We start from the raw sequence: 18,004 nt of genomic DNA on the forward strand, positions 1-18,004 counted from the left end.
AATGAAGGCGCAGGTGAGGATCACGAGGCCCACAAGCCCAAAGGGCTCCCTCCACTCTCATTCTGAGATCGGGTCTGCCTGAGGGATCAGGCGGCAAGCGCGGGGAGGACCGACGAGGCTTTCGACACCGGGACGAACAGGCGCGTGCGGTAGCGGATGATCTCGGTGAAGCAGCCTTTGCCCTTGTACCAGTCGAGCCGATCGGGCGAGAACCCGGTCAGTTCAAGGCGCTGTTCGCCGCCGACCAGTGATCGCTTGACGGTCAAGGCATCTTGGCTTGCGAGGCTCAGCGGCTTGCCGCTGGCGATGACGAGCTCGCCGATCTGCTCCGCTGATGGTCCGGCAACTCCGGAGAGGCCAAAGGTCTCGGCAATCGCAGCGAGATCGATATCGAGCACTTCGCGCCCGATGATCGACTGGCCGTCCTCGGCAACGAGCCGGGTGACGCGGACATGATCGCCGGGCAGGCGCTTCCAGACCGGTAGCAACAGGCCGGTAGCAAGATGGACGCGCTCGGTCACCGGTGACTTGGAGGCCACCTCTTCCTCGATCCGCCAGGCGCTGGTGAACGCAGTGACGCCGATTTCCTCCCAATGGCTCTCACCAAGTGCCTCAAGCGTCCAGTTCGCGGACTTGAGCGGTCGCAGCAGGCGCCGACGTTCGATCGCTTCCCCGTCGTCGGCGATGAGGCGCCGGGCCGGAACCGACAGCGCGACCTTGCCCGAGCGCGCGTTGCGCATCGGTATCGCGTGCAGGCTGCCAATCTCGTGCATGCGTACGAGGCGCTGCAAGCGCAGAGGCCGAAGGTGCCTCGTCACTTCGAGCGAGACGAGGCGGGTCTCCGCTCCGGTCACGGGATCGGTGCGCAGGAGTTCATCTGCCAGGACCGTGAAACAATCGACCCTGACGGTTTCCAGTCCCTGGTCGAGCGTTCCGGCCTCGCGCGCGGCTTCGATCCGCGCTTCGACGAGGCCGAGATATTCATCGAATATGGCGTTCTGGAGCGCAATCGGCAGCGCGAGAATGCGATTGAGCCAGCGCTGGATCGTGGGGAGATTGTCGGTCAGCCCGCCATCTGGGTTTTCGAGCCGGAGGCCGGTGCGCTCGACGAATATACCGAAGCTCGTAGCTTCGAGCTTGCCTTCATAGAGCAGCTGGAACCAGCGGCTGAGCGCGTCGCGCGCGAAATCGCTTTCGAGATTGTCGGTCGGGTCGAACAGGTTCTGCCCGCCGGTCTGGCGCTGGCCGCGCGTCAGCGCGCCTAATGCGTCGAGCCTTCGCGCGATGGTCGAGATGAAGCGGCGTTCGCCCTTCACGTCGGTGGTTACCGGCCGGAAGAGCGGGGCCGAGGCCTGGTTGGTGCGGTTGGTACGTCCAAGACCCTGGATAGCGTTGTCGGCGCGCCAGCCCGGCTCGAGCAGGAAATGAACCCGGCGCTGCTGGTTTCGGCAGCCAAGGTCGGCATGGTAGGAACGTCCCGTGCCACCTGCATCCGAGAAGACCAGGATGCGCTTGGTCCCTTCCATAAAGCTTTGCGCTTCGGCAACATTGGCACTGGGGCTTCGCCGTTCGAGGCGCTGCTGGCCATCGCGGCCCGATACCAGCCTTCGGGTCCGGCCCGTGACCTCGGCCACAGCCTCGGTTCCGAAATGCTCGATAACCGCATCGAGTGCTGTTGCGATGGGCGGCAGCGCGCAAAGCTGTTCGATCAGCGCATCGCGCGCGGCCACGGCGCGCGGACAGAAGACGGGATTGCCCTCCTCGTCGCTCATTGCCTCGGAGCGGAGATTGCCGTCGTCGTCGGCGAAGACCTGCATCAGGCGCACCGGGAAGCTCTTCGAAAGGTAGTCGATGACATATTCACGCGGGGACAGATCGATATCGAGCGCTTCGCGTTCTTCGTCGGACAGGTCGGCAAGGCGCCGGTCGAGCATGGCCTCGGCGGTCGAGACCAGCTGCACGACAACCGAATGCTCTTCGCCAAGCGCCGCTTCCATAGCGGGGATCAGGCTCGGCAGTTTCATCGAGAGCAGGAGCTGGGCGAAGAAGCGCTGCTTGGTGCCTTCGAAGATCGATAGCGCCGCAGCCTTGGCGTTGCGGTTGAGCGTGTCGCCGCTGTCCTCGTCGACCACGCGGGTTGCTTCGAGCGCAGCTTCGAGGTTGCGGTGAATGATCGCCCAGGCATCAGCATAGGCATCATAGATTTTTATCTGCGCTTCGGTCAGGCTGTGTTCGAGGATCTCGTATTCGACCCCGGCGAAGGACAGCGCACGGGCTAGGTAAAGACCCTGGGCCTTGAGGTCGCGGGCGACGAGTTCCATCGCCGCCACGCCGCCAGCGCGGATCTCGGTCATGAAGGCCTCGTGGGTCGGAAAAGCGGTCTCGGGTCCCCAAAGGCCGAGGCGGGAAGTATAGCCGAGATTGCCGATGTCCGAAGCACCTGTGGCAGACGCGTAGAGTACGCGGGCGCGCGGGAGATGGTTCTGCAGCCTGAGGCCCGCCATGCCCTGTTCGGAGCCCTTGACCTTGCCGCGGGTTGAAGAGCCCCCAAGCGCATTGGACATGGCGTGGGCTTCGTCGAAGGCGATTACGCCATCGTAGTCCTCACCCGCCCAGGCAAGGATCTGGTCGAGGCGCGTATCCTCGGCGCGGCCCGAGCGCAGCGTCGGATAGGTGACGAAGAGAATGCCTTCGGAGCTCGTTACAGGGTGGCCGAGCTTCCAGCGCGAGAGCGGCTGGAGATCAAGCGGCAGCCCGCCAAGCGCTTCCCAGTCGCGGCGCGCATCTTCGAGCAGCGCCTCGTTCTTGGTGATCCAGATATGGCGGCGTTCGCCTGCGAGCCAGCGGTCCATGATGACCGCTGCTATCTGCCGTCCCTTACCCGCTCCGGTTCCGTCGCCAAGGAAGAAGCCTTGGCGGAATGCGTCCCCGTCTTCGGATAGTTCCAGCGAGGTGCCTTCCTGGCTGATCTTGAACTGACCCGGAAGATCGCGCGCGAATGCCTGGGCAGCGTAAACCAGTGTCTCGCACTGCGCTTCTGACAGGAGGCCGTCGGCCTGCCAGTTCGCGGGAAGGCGCGGGTTAACGTCCGGCTGCGGCGCCGCGACCGAACCCATGGCGACCGATTCCACGAGCGGGGTGGGATGAACCGGCGCATCTTCGAACGCTATGCGGCTGGGCCGGTAAGGCAGGTAGATGCCAGTCTGTTCGGGTACAGGCGCGGGGTAGGCGAGGACCGAATAGGCAAGGTCGATCGCATTCGCCGTGGCTGCTGGTGTCGCGGCGAACGGCGCCACCGGCCGAACCGGCGCGCTTTGGGCCGAAGTCTTGCCAACGAGGCGCACTGGCTTGCCGAGCGGCAGGCGATGGATGTTGGCGGAGGTCTGTACGCGTGGCGGAAGCGCAGTGATAAGCTCGTGGAGCGAGATGAGGTCGGCAGTATCTCCGGTGATCGCAGGCGAGGACGCAGTCGGCGTCTTGTCGAACACAACCAGGCGAACAGCGATCCCCGTCCCTGTCCGGCGAAACATCTGCTGCAGGCGAACATCGAGGAGCAGCGATGCTTCGTCCTGTTCCTTGGCGAAGTTGGAGGCGTCGAAGCCTTCAGGCATAATGGCGACGATCCTCGCCCGATCAGCAGCGGCCCGGATTGCACCGCGTAGGTGACGCATAGCGGTCTCACCGTCCTTGCCGCGTTCCAGGCTGTGAGCGAACGGCGGGTTCATCAGCACGGCAGACGGAACAGGGCCGCGAAGCATGTCGGCGATCAGTTCTCCGTCATGCGCGGTGATTGTGGCCGTGGGAAAGATATGGCCGAGGCTGTCTCGTCTTGCCGGATCGATCTCGTTGAGGAGCAGCGAAGCGTTCTGGAGGCAACCCCAGAGAGCAAGGGCACCATTGCCTGCGGACGGTTCGAGCAGCGTGTCATGCGAAGAGACAGCTGCGGCCTTTGCCATGAGCCAGGCCAGCATCGGCGGGGTCGAGAACTGCTGCAATTCGACCTGTGCTTCGCTGCGCACATGCCGGGGCGGCAAGGCTGCTTCGAGCCAGTCGAACCGCGCTTCGGCTTCGTGCACGCTTGTCGCCAGATCGATGCGTGAAGCTTCACGTAGCCAGAGCAGTGCGCCGATCTCGACCGCGTTGTTGTAGTCATCGATCGTCCAGGCGCTTCCCCAGTCCAGCACGCCCGTCACTTCGGCGAAAAGCCCGGAAATGTCGACGCGGGTTAGATGACGCCCCGAGGCAAGAAGCTCGGCAATCCTGACGCCGACGGCGTAAGCCAATGGCACTGACGAAAACTGCTCGCCAGCGGGAAACAGGTCTGATTGAAACATGGCAATTCGTCCTCCTGATGGGGGCATCGGGACACGCCCTCTGCCGGATCAGGAATTCGAGAAGCCCTCTCTCCTCTAACGCGCCGCTTTGCGGCGCAGCCATGCTGTAAGTTCATCGTTCCAGTCGCTGTCGAGTGAGGATGGTTTGCGAACGTGGATCGTCCGCCCTTCGCGGGCATAAGCGGCCAGGCCACGCGATGCAGCCAGCTCGCCGCCAGCATCACGATCGACGAAGAGATGAAGTTCGGTGACACTCTCGGGTACGCTAACGAGGCCGAACCGCTCATTGCCCAGGGTCGCCCAGACGGGGATGCCGGTGAGAGCATAGGCCGACATCGCGCTCTCGACCCCCTCGGCAAGGCCAAGCTTGCCGGAAACTGGAGCGAAGAGACGAACAGCAGCTTCACCGAGCGCGCCGAGCGCGCGTTTCGGCTTTTCGAAAGCGGCCTTGCCTGAAGCCTCGGTAGACAGGAACGTGCGGTGGATGGCGATCGGGCCCTCGTCGAGGCTGACTGCCGCGATCATGGCGGGCAGAAAGCGGGCCCGTCCTTTCGGGCCAAGCGGCGTTCGTGGATGGAAGCGGAGCGCCGGAGATGCGGCGAGGATGCCGCGGCTTTCAAGATATGCCTTTGCCGGACTGGCACGCAGTGGCTGTGCATCGCGCCAGATCCTCAGCGCTACCGCCGAGGGTTTGCGGGTGCTGGTCGATTCGGGTTCGTTGGTGATCGCAGAACCTGAAAAAAGCGCCGGTGCCTCGAAACCTTCACGCGCCAGAGCAGCCAGCACGCTCTGCTGATCGCATCCCGCGAAACAGTGGAAGAGGATGGCCTGTCGGCCGAGTGACACACCGAGTGACGGCGTGCGGTCATCATGCGCGGGGCAACAGGCCATGCCCTTTGTGCCGGACCATTTGCCCCCTCGCGATTCGCAAATGCGACGGGCGGTCTCGGCAAGCGATCGGTTGGGATGAGTGTGGACAGACAGGGACATGCGAGCTCCTCAGCATGCAAAGTGGCCCCCTCATCAGCGTTCCTCTCCTCTCCCAAAGGCAGGCATTCACAGGTTTCCTACAAGCATATGTTCTATTTATGTTCCATTGTGATTCGAATCAATGGAGCACCACTCGAGATGACCTCTCTCAATTGTCGGACCGCGATAGCGGTCGCCTGCCTGGGGATGATCGCGACCTCCTCTCAGCAAGTCCGCGCCCAGGATTTCACCCTGTTCGAGCACGCGATCGTTCCGCCGAAGACGGACCAGCAGCCGGCTAGACAATATCTTCCTGCAATCTACCCGGCCGGGCCAGCAGACGTATCCTACCGGGAGGGCCTGTATATAGCGGCGATAGCCGAGGCTGAACGCCGTTACGGGCTTCCGACCAACCTGCTTCGTGCTCTTATCTGGGCTGAGTCCCGCTTCAATCCGATGGCTGTGAGTCCAGCTGGTGCTGCCGGGCTTGCTCAGCTTATGCCAGCCACGGCGCGAGAACTGGGCGTCCGGAACCGTCATGACCCTCTTGCATCGATCGACGGTGGCGCCAGGTACCTTCGCGACATGTTGGACCGGTTCGACGCGGTCCACCTGGCCTTGGCTGCTTACAATGCGGGCCCTGGTGCCGTCTCCCGATCACGCGGCATTCCGAAAAATGGTGAAACGCCGCAATATGTCCGGACTGTGTTGGGACGTTGGCAAGCAATTGGTACGTACAATTGACGAAACTACCTGATTTCCGGCTATTGTCTGAAATCATGTGCCGGAATGAACACGGACAACGCTAGTGAGTGAGACCCCCGGTGAGCCGTTCGACTTTCGCAAGGCGTTGAAGGCACAAAAGCGCCGGAAGCTGAGAAAGGAGATCGCGTTGGGTTTGGGAGCATTCGCGATCGTATTTGCTGGAGGGATGCTGGCACTCAACTGGCCAGTCCATGATGCCAGCCTTGCTAACGACGATCAGCAGCCTCAGGCTTTATTCCAGCAAGCAAGCTCCCCTCAATTCGACATCTGCGGATCGATCCGGCGCACATGCGTCGTGGATGGAGATACTTTCTGGCTTGATGGCGTGAAGATCCGGATTGCCGACATCGACACTCCCGAGATCAGCGAGCCTCGTTGCGACTATGAATACCAGCTCGGCATGCGCGCGACGCACCGCCTTGTCGACTTGCTGAATGGCGGGCCCTTTGAACTGAGGACCATCGGTAGCAGAGACGAGGATCAGTACGGTCGCAAATTGCGGGTTGTAACGCGCGGCGGCCGCTCGCTTGGCGATCAGCTGGTCAGCGAAGGCCTGGCGCGAACCTGGACCGGGAGACGTGAACCATGGTGCTGAACCGCGATCAGGAATTGTGGGCCGTCGCGCTCTGGGTCGAAAAGAACCATGGCAAAGAGGGACCCGCGTATATCGCGCAGCAACTCCAGCGGCTATCCAACGAAGGGGACGAAGCAGGCATAGCAACGTGGAAGACTGTTGCTGAGCGCTTCGATCAGCTTAGCTGCCAAAGCTCTACGAACTGAGGCTCGGCACGATGCGGAATTGGCTTCGGATCTGGGGCATCAGAATTGAGTTCGCCGTGCTGGTGTCAGTGTCCCTGATTGGGCTGATCCTGAGCCTTCAATCCTGCATTGGCTGAGAAAAGATTCGTCCTTCCGATCAACCCTTGGCAAACTTTCCCATGATGACCTTTCCTCCTGTCCGGAGCTCATCGAGGTAGTCGCTCCACCATTGAGCCATTCGCACGCGCTCGTCCCAATGTTTGCCGCGATGGTAGATGCCCCGCACAACATTGCTGTCGCCATGTGCCAGGGCACGCTCGATTGCATCCGGATTCCAAAGTCCCGACTCGTTCAGGAATGTCGATGCTGTCGCACGGAGTCCGTGCGCGGTGACTTCTTCTTTCGAGTATCCCATGCGACGGAATGCGGCATTGAGCGTGTTTTCACTCATGGGGCGCTTGGAGCTGCGCGCAGATGGGAAAACATATCCTTCGCGGCCGAGCATCTCGGCGAGGTCTGTGAGATAGCCTCTAACCTGCTTGGAAAGCGGGACGGCATGCGCTCGGCGCGCTTTCATTTTACCGGCAGGGATCTTCCAGACCCCATCGACGAGGTCGATCTCATGCCATTCGGCGTGGCGGAGTTCGCCGGGGCGTACGAACACATGCGGCGCGATCTGCAAAGCAAACTTTGTCACCATGTACCCAGTGAAGTCGTCGATTGCCCGCAGCAGCCCGCCTAGCTCGGTGGGCTCGAGGATTGCTGCATAGTGCTTGGCTCTCGGCGTGACGAGAGCGCCCTTCAGCATGCTGGTCGGGTCGGATTTGCAACGGGTCGTTGCGACCCCATAGCGAAACACGCGGCCTGCGAACGAGCGGCATTTCTTCGCAGTCTCGTGCTTGCCAGTGGCTTCCAGTCGTTTGAGAGGAGCCAGGACTTCGAACGGCTCGATCTCGTTGATGGGTCTGTTCCCGATGGCAGGCGCGAGCTTGTCGAGGAAATAATTGGCCTTGACGATCGTGCCATCGGCACGGCCATTCTGGACCATCATCTGTTCGATATACTCACGCGCGACTGCCTCGAACGTCTGTGCAGAAAGGAACTCCGCGCGGATTTTCCGCTTCCGCTTCTCAAAAGCCGGGTCGCCCCCTGAAGCAACAGTTCGTCGTGCCTCGTAGGCCACGTCTCGCGCTTGCTTGAGGCTGATTTCGGGATAGCTGCCGATGCAGAGCTTCTTTTGCGCACCGCCGATCCGGTATCGGAATCGCCAAAGTTTGCCCCCGGTCGGCGTGACCTCAACATATAGGCCGCGCTCATCGGTTACCTTGTACGGCTTATCCTTGGGCTTGAGTGCGCGGAGACGAGTATCTGTCAGCGGCATGTGGGGGCCTTTTCATCTGGGCCTTTGCGAAACGGCCTCAAAAGGCCCACAAAAGTGTCTGGAACCCCCGAGAACAGGCGGGACGATCCGGAACGATCCAAGGGCCAAATCCCTAGGATTTCTGCGGGTTTTATAGATTATTTGGGAGAACGTGAGAAGAACAAATGGTGCCCAGAAGAGGACTCGAACCTCCACGACCTTGCGATCGCCAGCACCTGAAGCTGGTGCGTCTACCAATTCCGCCATCTGGGCACGGGGTAGGAGCGGGCGCTTAGCGGCGGGGGGCGCCGCTTGTCAACCGCGCTCGGCCGCGGCGCGTATAAAATCTTTCGCGCGGGCGGATTTGCGGGCGCGTGGGCGGGCTTGGCCCTTGCCCCGCCCGGTGCTTCGCGGCATGGGAGGCGCAGGCCGCCCGGACGGCGGCGATACGAGACTCAGGTTACGGACAGACATTATGCGCAACCTCGAAGGGCAATTGATCACCGTGCTGGGCGGCGGCGGCTTCATCGGCCGCTATGTCGTGCAGCGCCTTCTGGCGCGCGGCGCGCGCGTTCGCATCGCGCAGCGCGAGCCGCGGCAGGCGACCTTTTTGAAACCGCTCGGCGGGCTCGGCCAGACGCAGTTCGTTGCCGCCGACGTGCGCAACCCGGCGAGCGTCGCACGCGCCGTGCGCGGCAGCGATGCGGTGATCAATCTCGTCGGCAGCTTCGACGATATGCAGGCGGTGCAGGCCGCGGGCGCGAAACATGTCGCAGAGGCGGTGCGCGATGCGGGCGTCCGCCGCCTCGTCCACCTGTCGGCGATCGGCGCCGACACGAACAGCCCGTCGGCCTATGGCCGCAGCAAGGGCGAAGGCGAAGCCGCGGTGCGCGCCGCCTTTCCCGGCGCGGTCATCCTGCGGCCGTCGATCGTCTTCGGCCGCGAGGATAAGTTCATCAACCGCTTCGCGACCATGATCCGGATGATGCCGGTGGTGCCGGTGATCGCGCCCGCGGCGAAATTTCAGCCCGTCTATGCCGGCGACGTCGCCGATGCGGCGGTTGCGGGGCTCGACGCATCGGCAGCCGGCCGCACCTTCGAGCTCGGCGGCCCCGAAGTGCTGACCATGGCGGCACTCCAGCACTGGATCGCCGCCGCGATCGGCCGCAAGCGCCTGTTCGTCGAAGTGCCCGACGCGGTCGGCGCCGCGCTGGCTAGCGCGATCGGCTGGCTGCCCGGCGCGCCGATCACCAGGGATCAGTGGCTGATGCTGCAGGTTGCGAACGTCGTCGCCGGCGGCAGCGAGGGACTCGCCCAGCTCGGCATCGTGCCGACCGCGCTCGCCGATGTCGCCGAGGGATGGCTGGTCCAGTATCGCCGCCACGGCCGTTTCGCCCAGGCTGCGGTTCAGTGAGGCTTTGCCACGGCGCAGCGTGGACGCGCCGGCTGGAAAAGGCGACACGAGCCGCCTAAACATTCTTCCAAGGGCGTCCGGCCTTTCGCCGGGCGCCTTTCCTTTGACCCGACGACCCGGAGCCCGCCGATGAGCCCCCTTCCCCACGTCCCGATGCCCGCGAGCCGCCGCGCATGATCTGGCTGACCGCGATCATCCTCGGCATCGTCGAGGGCCTCACCGAATTCCTTCCCGTTTCCTCGACCGGGCATTTGATCCTCGCGACCGAGCTGCTCGGCTATGACGCGGCGAAATGGGCGGTGTTCAACATCGCGATTCAGCCGGGCGCGATCCTCGCGATCGTCGTCCTCTACCGGCACTTGTTCTGGGACATGTTCGTCGGCCTGTTCCGCGGCGACCGGCAAGCCATCGCCTTCGTTCGCAACCTGCTGCTCGCTTTCTTCCCCGCGGTGATCCTGGGGCTCGCGTTCGGCGATTATATCGAGACACTGCTCGAAAATGCCGTCGTCGTCGCCTGGGCGCTGGTGATCGGCGGTTTCGGCATATTGCTTGTCGAACGCTTTGCGAAGCCGGAGGAAAGCGGCGGCGTCGCGGCGATGTCGGTGCGCCAGTCGATCGTCGTCGGCATCGTCCAGTGCCTCGCGATGATCCCCGGCGTCAGCCGCTCGGGCGCGACGATCATGGGCGCGATGGCGCTCGGCGTCGACCGCAAGACCGCGGCCGAATTCAGCTTCTTCCTCGCGCTGCCGACCTTGACCGGCGCGACGGTGCTGCAGCTCTTCAAGCACCGCGACGCGATCACCTCGAACGACCTCGGACTGATCGCAGTCGGCGCCTTTGTGTCCTTCATCGTCGCCTGGGCGGTAATCAAGGCGTTCCTCGCCATCGTGACCCGCTATGGCTTCGCGCCCTTCGCCTGGTACCGCATCCTCGTCGGCGGTGCGGCGCTGATCTGGCTCGCCATGCGATAGGGCCGTTTCGGTATTAAATATGAAAGATAATTACGTGTGATACGGAATGGAGAAAAATGGCGCCGAATTTAGGTCATATATACTGACCTGATTGCCATTTTGTCCGTGACAGCCGCCGGCCAGCCATGCATTTGCCCCTTCAACGAAGGGAATCATCATGGCTGCCGAACGGATGCTCCAATTTGTGGGGCGCGACCAATCCTACCCCGACAAGCGCTCGCCCGAAGAGCGCGCGCGCGACTTTCGCGAGATCGCCGAGCGCTATGCCGCGCCGGACGCCGATGCGCAGGCGGCGCGCTGTTCGCAGTGCGGGGTTCCCTATTGCTCGGTGCATTGCCCGCTGCACAATCATATCCCCGACTGGCTGCGCCTGACCGCCGAGGGGCGGCTGCGCGAGGCCTATGAGCTGTCGAACGCGACCTCGACGATGCCCGAGATCTGCGGCCGCATCTGCCCGCAGGATCGCCTGTGCGAAGGCAATTGCGTGATCGAATTTTCGGGCCATGGCGCGGTGACGATCGGCAGCGTCGAAAAATATATCACCGACACCGCCTGGGCCGAAGGCTGGGTCGAGCCGGTGGTCGCCGGCCCCGCGACGGGCCAGTCGGTCGCGGTCATCGGTGCCGGCCCCGCGGGGCTGACCGCCGCCGAATATCTGCGCGTCATGGGGCACGAGGTGCATGTCTATGACCGGCACGACCGCGCCGGCGGGCTGCTCACCTATGGCATCCCGGGCTTCAAGCTCGAGAAGGATGTCGTGATGCGGCGCGTCGAGCGGCTCGAAGCGGGCGGCATCCAGTTCCACCTCGGTTTCGAGGTCGGCAAGGATGCGACGCTCGACGAATTGCGCCAGCGGCACGACGCGGTGCTGATCGCGACCGGCGTTTACAAGGCGCGCGAGATCAATGTGCCGGGCAATGGAGCGGAGGGCGTCGTCGCCGCGCTCGACTATCTGATCGCGTCGAACCGCAAGGGGTTCGGCGACGACGTGCCGGCATTCGACGACGGCCGCCTCGATGCGAAGGGCAAGCATGTCGTCGTGATCGGCGGCGGCGATACCGCGATGGACTGCGTGCGGACCGCGGTGCGCCAGGGCGCGAAGTCGGTGAAGTGCCTCTATCGCCGCGACCGCGAAAATATGCCGGGATCGCAGCGCGAGGTCGCCAACGCCGAAGAGGAAGGCGTCGAATTCGTGTGGCTGTCGGCCCCTGAGAGCTTCACCGCCGACAAGCGCGTCAAGCAAGTCGCGGTCGCGGGAATGCGGCTCGGCTCGCCCGACGCGAGCGGCCGCCGCAGCCCCGAGCGCGATCCGGGCCGCACGTTCGACGTGCCCGCCGACATGGTGATCAAGGCGCTGGGCTTCGACCCCGAAGAGCTCCCCAACCTGTTCGGCGCGCCCGACCTCAGCGTCACGCGCTGGGGCACGCTGCGCGTCGATCATCAGACGATGATGACCAGCCTGCCCGGCGTCTTCGCCGCGGGCGACATCGTGCGCGGCGCGAGCCTGGTCGTGTGGGGCATCCGCGACGGCCGCGACGTCAGCGAACAGATGGCAAAGTGGTTGAAGGCGAAGGCGAAAAGCGAAAAGAAGGCGGCCTGACCAACAGGGAAGGAATCACCAATGTCGACCTGGAAATCCACCTTGCTTGCCGGCACCTTTGCGCTGACGCCGCTGGGCAGCGCAATCGCGCAGGAAGAGGCGCCGAATGCGGACGTCGTTCACCCGCACGACGACAGCGTTCTCGATGCCGACGCCGGCATCGCCGAAGCGAAGGCGAAGATGCAGAAGGAGATGGACGAGGTCATCGCGCTGATCGAACAGATGTTCGGCACCGACGACCTGCCGCCGATCGAGCCCGCGCGCCTGGCGCTCGCCGAGCAGACGACCGCGGCGCTCGTCCCTTCGGGCAGCCTCGAGCGGCTGATGGACAATCTCTATGGCAAGATGTTCAAGACGATCATGGATCAGGCCGACGGTTCGTCCGACCTGATGCTGTCGATCAAGACCGGGGTCGAGAGCGACAAGATCGCCGAACTCGACAAGGACACCAAGACCGCGATCGCCGACCTGTTCGACCCGCACCGCAAGGAACGCGAAGAACAGATCACCAGGGTCGTGAAGCCGCTGATCAGCGAAGCGCTCGCCGATCTCGAGCCGCCGATGCGCGAGGGCATGGCAAAGGCCTATGCGCGCAAATTCTCGGCCGAGCAGCTTGGCGAACTCAACGCCTTTTTCGCGACGCCCACCGGCCGGGTCTATACCGAAGAATGGATGGCCGCGCAGGCCGATCCCGAAGTGGTGCTGGCGATGGCCAAGGCGATCCCGCCGATGGTGCTCAAATTCATCGACCGCGCCCCGGAAATCTCAAAGGATTTCGAGGATCTGCCCAAGGAGCGCGCGCTCGCCGACCTCAGCGATGCCGAGATGAAAAAGCTCGCGAAGATGATGAAGGTCGACGTCAAGACGCTGCAAGATAATCGCGACATGTGGAGCGAGACCGCCATGGACGCCATAGAGGCGGACGAAGAGTGGAGCAGCGACGACCAGGCCGTCGATGCCGCGGCCGACGCCGCCGAGGATGCCGAAGCAGCGGCCGATGCAGCGGCGGACGCGGCCGAAGACGCCAGCGACCCCGCATTCGACCGCGACAATTGGTCCGACGCCGATCGCCAGCGCGTCGAGGAACTCGAAACCGCGGCCGCGAACGCATCGGCCGCCGCCTATGAAGCCGAGGATGCCGCGATCGCCGCCGCGCGCGAACGCCTCGGCCAAACCGATCCGTCCGAATAGGGCGATACCCGTCAGGAACGAAGACATGACCCATTATCCCACCCCCGAGCATCGGCGCCTTGCCGAAGAGGGCCTCTATCGTCCCGATCTCGAATCCGATGCCTGCGGCGTCGGGCTGGTCGCGGCGACCGACGGCAAGCCGTCGCGCCGCGTCGTCGAGGCGGCGATCGAGGCGCTGCGCGCGGTCTGGCACCGCGGCGCGGTCGACGCCGACGGCAAGACCGGCGACGGGGCGGGAATCCATGTCGACCTTCCCGAACGTTTCTTCGACGATGCGATCGCGGCGTCGGGGCACAAGGTGCTGCCGAACCGCCTCGCCGTCGGCATGATCTTCCTGCCGCGCACCGACCTTTCGGCGCAGGAAGCGTGCCGCACGATCGTCGAGTCCGAGATCATCGAGGCGGGCTATACCATCTATGGCTGGCGCCAGGTGCCGGTCGACGTGTCGGTGATCGGCGACAAGGCGCAGCGCACGCGCCCCGAGATCGAGCAGATCATGATCGCCGGCCCGATGCCGGGCGAATCCTCGCTCGCCGAATATGAAAAGCAGCTCTATCTGGTGCGCCGCCGTATCGAAAAGAAGGTAATCGCGGCACAGATCGCCGATTTCTATATCTGCAGCCTGTCGTGCCGCTCGATCATCTACAAGGGATTGTTCCTCGCCGAGAGCCTGGCCGATTTCTATCCCGACCTCGCGAACAAGCTGTTCGAAAGCCGGGTCGCCATCTTTCACCAGCGCTATTCGACCAACACTTTCCCGCAATGGTGGCTCGCGCAGCCGTTCCGCACGCTCGCGCATAATGGCGAGATCAACACGATCCGCGGCAACAAGAACTGGATGCGCAGCCACGAGATCAAGATGGCGAGCCTTGCCTTCGGCGAGCATAGCGAGGACATCAAGCCGGTGATCCCGGCGGGCGCGTCGGACACCGCCGCACTCGACGCGGTGTTCGAGACGCTGTGCCGCGCCGGGCGCGACGCGCCGACCGCGAAGCTGATCCTCGTCCCCGAAGCCTGGGCGAACGATCCCGACGTGCCGCCCGCGCATGCGGCGATGTATAGCTATCTCGCCAGCGTCATGGAGCCGTGGGACGGCCCCGCCGCGCTCGCGATGACCGATGGCCGCTGGGCGGTCGCGGGCATGGACCGCAACGCGCTGCGCCCGCTGCGCTATACGCTGACCGCCGACAATCTGCTCGTCGTCGGCTCCGAAAGCGGCATGGTGGTGCTGCCCGAAGCGAGCATCCGCAAGAAGGGCCGCCTCGGCCCCGGCCAGATGATCGCGGTCGACCTCGACGAGGGCACGCTCTACGAAGATCGCGCGATCAAGGACAAGATCGCCGGCGCGCACGATTATGCGGCGCGGGTCAAGGGTTTCCGCACGATGCGCGACCTGCCGAAGGGCGGCAAGTCGAGCCTGCCCGAGTGGGACCGCGCCGAACTGCTGCGCCGCCAGGTCGCGGCGGGGCTGACCATGGAGGATATGGAACTCATCCTCTCCCCGATGGTCGAGGACGCGAAGGAAGCCGTCGGCTCGATGGGCGACGACACCCCGCTCGCCGTCATTTCGGACAAGCCGCGCCACGTCGCGCAATTTTTCCGCCAGAACTTCAGCCAGGTCACCAACCCGCCGATCGACTCCTTGCGCGAACGGCATGTGATGAGTCTGAAGACGCGCTTCGCCAATCTCGCCAATATCCTCGACGAAAAGGGGCAGAGCGAGCACGTCCTCGTAATGGATTCGCCGGTGCTCGTCGGCGACGATTGGGACCGGCTGCGCGCCTATTTCGGCGATGCGGTCGCCGACATCGACTGCACCTTTCCGGCGGGCGGCGACGCCTCGACGCTGCGCGACGCGATCGCGCGCATCCGCCGCGAGGCCGAGGATGCGGTGCGCGCGGGGCGCAGCGAGCTGTTCCTGTCCGACCAGAATATCGGCCCCGACCGCGTCGGCGTCGCGATGGTGCTCGCCGCCGCCGCGGTTCACACGCATCTCGTCCGCAAGGGGCTGCGCAGCTATGCCTCGGTCAACGTCCGCTCGGCCGAAGTGCTCGACACGCACGGCTTTGCGGTGCTGATCGGCGTCGGCGCGACGACGGTTCACGCCTATCTGACCGAGGCGACGATCGCCGACCGTCAGGCGCGCGGGCTGTTCGGCACCCTGTCGCTCGACGATTGCCGCCAGCGTTTCCGCAAGGCGATCGACGACGGGCTTTTGAAGATCATGTCGAAGATGGGGATCGCGGTGATCTCCAGCTATCGCGGCGGTTATAATTTCGAGGCGGTCGGCCTGTCGCGCGCGCTGGTCAACGACCTCTTTCCCGGTATGCCGGCAAAGATTTCGGGCGAGGGCTATCAGTCGCTCCTCATCAACGCGACCGAGAAGCATGAAGCCGCCTATGACAGCCGCGTCACGACGCTGCCCATCGGCGGCTTCTATCGCCAGCGCGCGGGCGGCGAGGCGCACGCCTATTCGGCGCAGCTGATGCACCTGCTTCAGACCGCGGTCGCGACCGACAGCTATTCGACCTATCTGCAATTCGCGCGCGGGGTCGCCGACCTGCCGCCCGTCTATCTGCGCGACCTGATGGAGTTCAACTATCCGGCGCAGGGCGTGCCGCTCGACAGCGTCGAGGCGATCACCGAAATCCGCAAGCGCTTCGTCACCCCCGGCATGTCGCTCGGCGCGCTGTCGCCCGAGGCGCACGAGACGCTGGCGATCGCGATGAACCGCATCGGCGCCAAGGCGGTGTCGGGCGAAGGCGGCGAGGACAGCTCGCGCTATCGGCCCTATGCCCATGGCGACAATGCCAACAGCAATATCAAGCAGATCGCGAGCGGCCGCTTCGGCGTCACCGCCGAATATCTCGGCGCGTGCGACGAGATCGAGATCAAGGTTGCGCAGGGCGCCAAGCCCGGCGAGGGCGGTCAGCTTCCCGGCTTCAAGGTCACCGAGTTCATCGCCCGCCTGCGCCATTCGACGCCCGGCGTGATGCTGATCAGCCCGCCGCCGCACCACGACATCTATTCGATCGAGGATCTGGCGCAGCTCATCTATGACCTGAAGCAGATCAACCCCAAGGCGCGCGTCTGCGTGAAGCTGGTCAGCTCGGCGGGCATCGGCACCGTCGCCGCGGGCGTCGCGAAAGCCCATGCCGACGTGATCCTCGTCTCGGGCAACACCGGCGGCACCGGCGCCAGCCCCCAGACGAGCATCAAATATGCCGGGACGCCGTGGGAAATGGGCCTGTCCGAAGTCAATCAGGTGCTGACGCTGAACGGCCTCCGCCACCGTATCCGCCTGCGCACCGACGGCGGGCTCAAGACCGGGCGCGACATCGTGATCGCCGCGATCCTCGGCGCCGAGGAATATGGCATCGGCACGCTGAGCCTCGTCGCGATGGGCTGCATCATGGTGCGCCAGTGCCATTCGAACACCTGCCCGGTCGGCGTCTGCACGCAGGACGAGAAGCTGCGCGCGAAGTTCACGGGCAGCCCCGAGAAGGTGATCAACCTGATGACCTTCATCGCCGAGGAAGTGCGCGAAATCCTCGCCAAGCTGGGGTGTCGCAGCCTCGACGAGGTGATCGGCCGCACCGAGCTGCTGCGGCAGGTCAGCCGCGGCGCCGAGCATCTCGACGACCTCGACCTCAACCCGATCCTCGCGAAGGTCGACGCGCCCGACGACCAGCGCCGCTCGAAGGGCCCGCATTTCCGCAATCCGGTTCCCGACAGCCTCGACGCGCAGATTTTGAACGACGCGAAGCCGCTGTTCGAACGCGGCGAGCGGATGCAGCTGACCTATAATGTCCGCAACACGCACCGCGCGGTGGGCACCCGCCTGTCGGCCGAAGTGACGAAGCGCTTCGGCATGAAGGGCCTCGCCGACCGCCACGTCGAGATCCGGCTGCGCGGCACGGCGGGGCAATCGCTCGGCGCCTTCCTCTGTCAGGGCATCACATTGGAGGTGTTCGGCGACGCGAACGACTATGTCGGCAAGGGCCTGTCGGGCGGCCGCATCATCGTGCGGCCGACCGTGTCGAGCCCGCTGGTCAGCCAGCACAACAGCATCGTCGGCAACACCGTCCTCTATGGCGCGACGGCGGGCACGCTGCTCGCCGCGGGTCAGGCGGGCGAGCGCTTCGCGGTGCGCAACTCGGGCGCGAATGTCGTCGTCGAGGGCTGCGGCGCCAATGGCTGCGAATATATGACCGGCGGCACCGCGGTGATCCTGGGGCCCGTCGGCTCGAACTTCGGCGCCGGCATGACCGGCGGCATGGCCTTCGTGCTCGACGTCGACGGCGCTTTCGAGCGCCGCGCCAACGGCGAATCGATCCAGTGGCAGCGCCTCGCCAGCGCGCATTGGGAAGGTGTGCTCAAGGAATTGATCGCCGACCATGCGCAGGCAACGGGAAGCAAATGGTCGGAGGAAATCCTGTCCGACTGGGATCGCCGCAAGGGCGAATTCTGGCAGGTTTGCCCCAAGGAGATGGTCGGCCGCCTGATGCACCCGCTGAGCGACGCCGAAGCGCCCGAGGTGGTCGCGGCCGAATAGTGCAGGATCCTCTCCGTGCCGAAGGCATGGGGAGGGGGGACCGCGAAGCGGTGGAGGGGCCGAGCGCGTCGCGCTCGCTACGCTCG

The 18,004-nt window shown here is 64.4% G+C and carries 11 protein-coding genes and 1 tRNA gene; 8 read left to right on the plus strand and 4 right to left on the minus strand.

From position 1 onward, the window contains the following. Nucleotides 1-86: 86 nt before the first annotated feature. Both CHB69_RS18260 and CHB69_RS18265 read right to left on the minus strand, forming a co-directional pair. The gene (locus tag CHB69_RS18260; protein ID WP_089217357.1) at nt 87-4,334 is read right to left on the minus strand and encodes a strawberry notch family protein; all 4,248 of its coding nucleotides are present in this window, start codon (nt 4,332-4,334) and stop codon (nt 87-89) included. Nucleotides 4,335-4,409: 75 nt separating this feature from the next. Next, nucleotides 4,410-5,324, minus strand: a complete 915-nt coding sequence (locus CHB69_RS18265) for a DUF7146 domain-containing protein (protein WP_141134058.1) — start codon at nt 5,322-5,324, stop codon at nt 4,410-4,412. Between the two features lie 138 nt (nt 5,325-5,462). Here CHB69_RS18265 and CHB69_RS18270 point away from each other — a divergent pair, with 138 nt between their 5' ends. From CHB69_RS18270 to CHB69_RS18280, 3 genes are all read left to right on the plus strand, one after another. Then, on the plus strand, nt 5,463-6,047 hold the full coding sequence (locus CHB69_RS18270; RefSeq protein WP_089217359.1) for a lytic transglycosylase domain-containing protein: 585 nt from the start codon (nt 5,463-5,465) through the stop codon (nt 6,045-6,047). A 64-nt stretch (nt 6,048-6,111) separates the two neighbouring features. Next, a complete protein-coding gene (locus tag CHB69_RS20605) occupies nt 6,112-6,663 on the plus strand; it encodes a thermonuclease family protein (protein ID WP_245836949.1) in 552 nt (183 codons plus the stop codon). Continuing rightward, the gene (locus CHB69_RS18280) at nt 6,654-6,848 is read left to right on the plus strand and encodes a DUF6961 family protein (RefSeq protein WP_089217360.1); all 195 of its coding nucleotides are present in this window, start codon (nt 6,654-6,656) and stop codon (nt 6,846-6,848) included. The genes CHB69_RS20605 and CHB69_RS18280 overlap by 10 nt, the downstream gene beginning before the upstream one ends. Before the next feature lie 136 nt (nt 6,849-6,984). Here CHB69_RS18280 and CHB69_RS18285 read toward each other — a convergent pair whose 3' ends face one another. Together CHB69_RS18285 and CHB69_RS18290 are read right to left on the minus strand one after the other, a co-directional pair. Next, nucleotides 6,985-8,208, minus strand: a complete 1,224-nt coding sequence (locus tag CHB69_RS18285) for a tyrosine-type recombinase/integrase (RefSeq protein WP_089217361.1) — start codon at nt 8,206-8,208, stop codon at nt 6,985-6,987. Between the two features lie 165 nt (nt 8,209-8,373). Continuing rightward, nucleotides 8,374-8,460 (minus strand) — tRNA-Leu (locus CHB69_RS18290). Between the two features lie 202 nt (nt 8,461-8,662). Here CHB69_RS18290 and CHB69_RS18295 point away from each other — a divergent pair. The 5 genes from CHB69_RS18295 (at nt 8,663) to gltB (ending at nt 17,918) form a co-directional block, all read left to right on the plus strand. Beyond that, nucleotides 8,663-9,601 carry a complex I NDUFA9 subunit family protein gene (locus CHB69_RS18295; RefSeq protein ID WP_089217362.1) on the plus strand — a complete coding sequence of 313 codons (939 nt, stop codon included), beginning with the start codon at nt 8,663-8,665 and terminating at the stop codon, nt 9,599-9,601. Nucleotides 9,602-9,774: 173 nt separating this feature from the next. After that, nucleotides 9,775-10,572 (plus strand): undecaprenyl-diphosphate phosphatase, encoded by a 798-nt coding sequence (locus tag CHB69_RS18300; protein WP_089217363.1) that lies wholly within the window; start codon nt 9,775-9,777, stop codon nt 10,570-10,572. Between the two features lie 157 nt (nt 10,573-10,729). Further along, on the plus strand, nt 10,730-12,172 hold the full coding sequence (locus CHB69_RS18305) for an NAD(P)-dependent oxidoreductase (RefSeq protein WP_089217364.1): 1,443 nt from the start codon (nt 10,730-10,732) through the stop codon (nt 12,170-12,172). Nucleotides 12,173-12,193: 21 nt separating this feature from the next. Then, nucleotides 12,194-13,363 (plus strand): DUF2059 domain-containing protein, encoded by a 1,170-nt coding sequence (locus CHB69_RS18310; RefSeq protein ID WP_089217365.1) that lies wholly within the window; start codon nt 12,194-12,196, stop codon nt 13,361-13,363. A 25-nt stretch (nt 13,364-13,388) separates the two neighbouring features. Then, on the plus strand, nt 13,389-17,918 hold the full coding sequence (gene gltB / locus CHB69_RS18315) for a glutamate synthase large subunit (RefSeq protein ID WP_089217382.1): 4,530 nt from the start codon (nt 13,389-13,391) through the stop codon (nt 17,916-17,918). Nucleotides 17,919-18,004: the final 86 nt, after the last annotated feature.

It is taken from the genome of Sphingopyxis indica (assembly GCF_900188185.1).
GTDB lineage: Bacteria > Pseudomonadota > Alphaproteobacteria > Sphingomonadales > Sphingomonadaceae > Sphingopyxis > Sphingopyxis indica.

Excerpts from the sequence above, each read along its gene's own strand:
- CHB69_RS18300 (WP_089217363.1), top strand. The coding sequence starts at position 9,775 with ATGATCTGGCTGACCGCGATCATCCTCGGCATCGTCGAGGGCCTCACC.
- CHB69_RS18285 (WP_089217361.1), bottom strand. The coding sequence starts at position 8,208 with ATGCCGCTGACAGATACTCGTCTCCGCGCACTCAAGCCCAAGGATAAG.
- CHB69_RS18260 (WP_089217357.1), bottom strand. The coding sequence starts at position 4,334 with ATGTTTCAATCAGACCTGTTTCCCGCTGGCGAGCAGTTTTCGTCAGTG.
- CHB69_RS18310 (WP_089217365.1), top strand. The coding sequence starts at position 12,194 with ATGTCGACCTGGAAATCCACCTTGCTTGCCGGCACCTTTGCGCTGACG.
- CHB69_RS18295 (WP_089217362.1), top strand. The coding sequence starts at position 8,663 with ATGCGCAACCTCGAAGGGCAATTGATCACCGTGCTGGGCGGCGGCGGC.
- CHB69_RS18305 (WP_089217364.1), top strand. The coding sequence starts at position 10,730 with ATGGCTGCCGAACGGATGCTCCAATTTGTGGGGCGCGACCAATCCTAC.
- CHB69_RS18270 (WP_089217359.1), top strand. The coding sequence starts at position 5,463 with ATGACCTCTCTCAATTGTCGGACCGCGATAGCGGTCGCCTGCCTGGGG.
- gltB (WP_089217382.1), top strand. The coding sequence starts at position 13,389 with ATGACCCATTATCCCACCCCCGAGCATCGGCGCCTTGCCGAAGAGGGC.
- CHB69_RS18265 (WP_141134058.1), bottom strand. The coding sequence starts at position 5,324 with ATGTCCCTGTCTGTCCACACTCATCCCAACCGATCGCTTGCCGAGACC.
- CHB69_RS18280 (WP_089217360.1), top strand. The coding sequence starts at position 6,654 with ATGGTGCTGAACCGCGATCAGGAATTGTGGGCCGTCGCGCTCTGGGTC.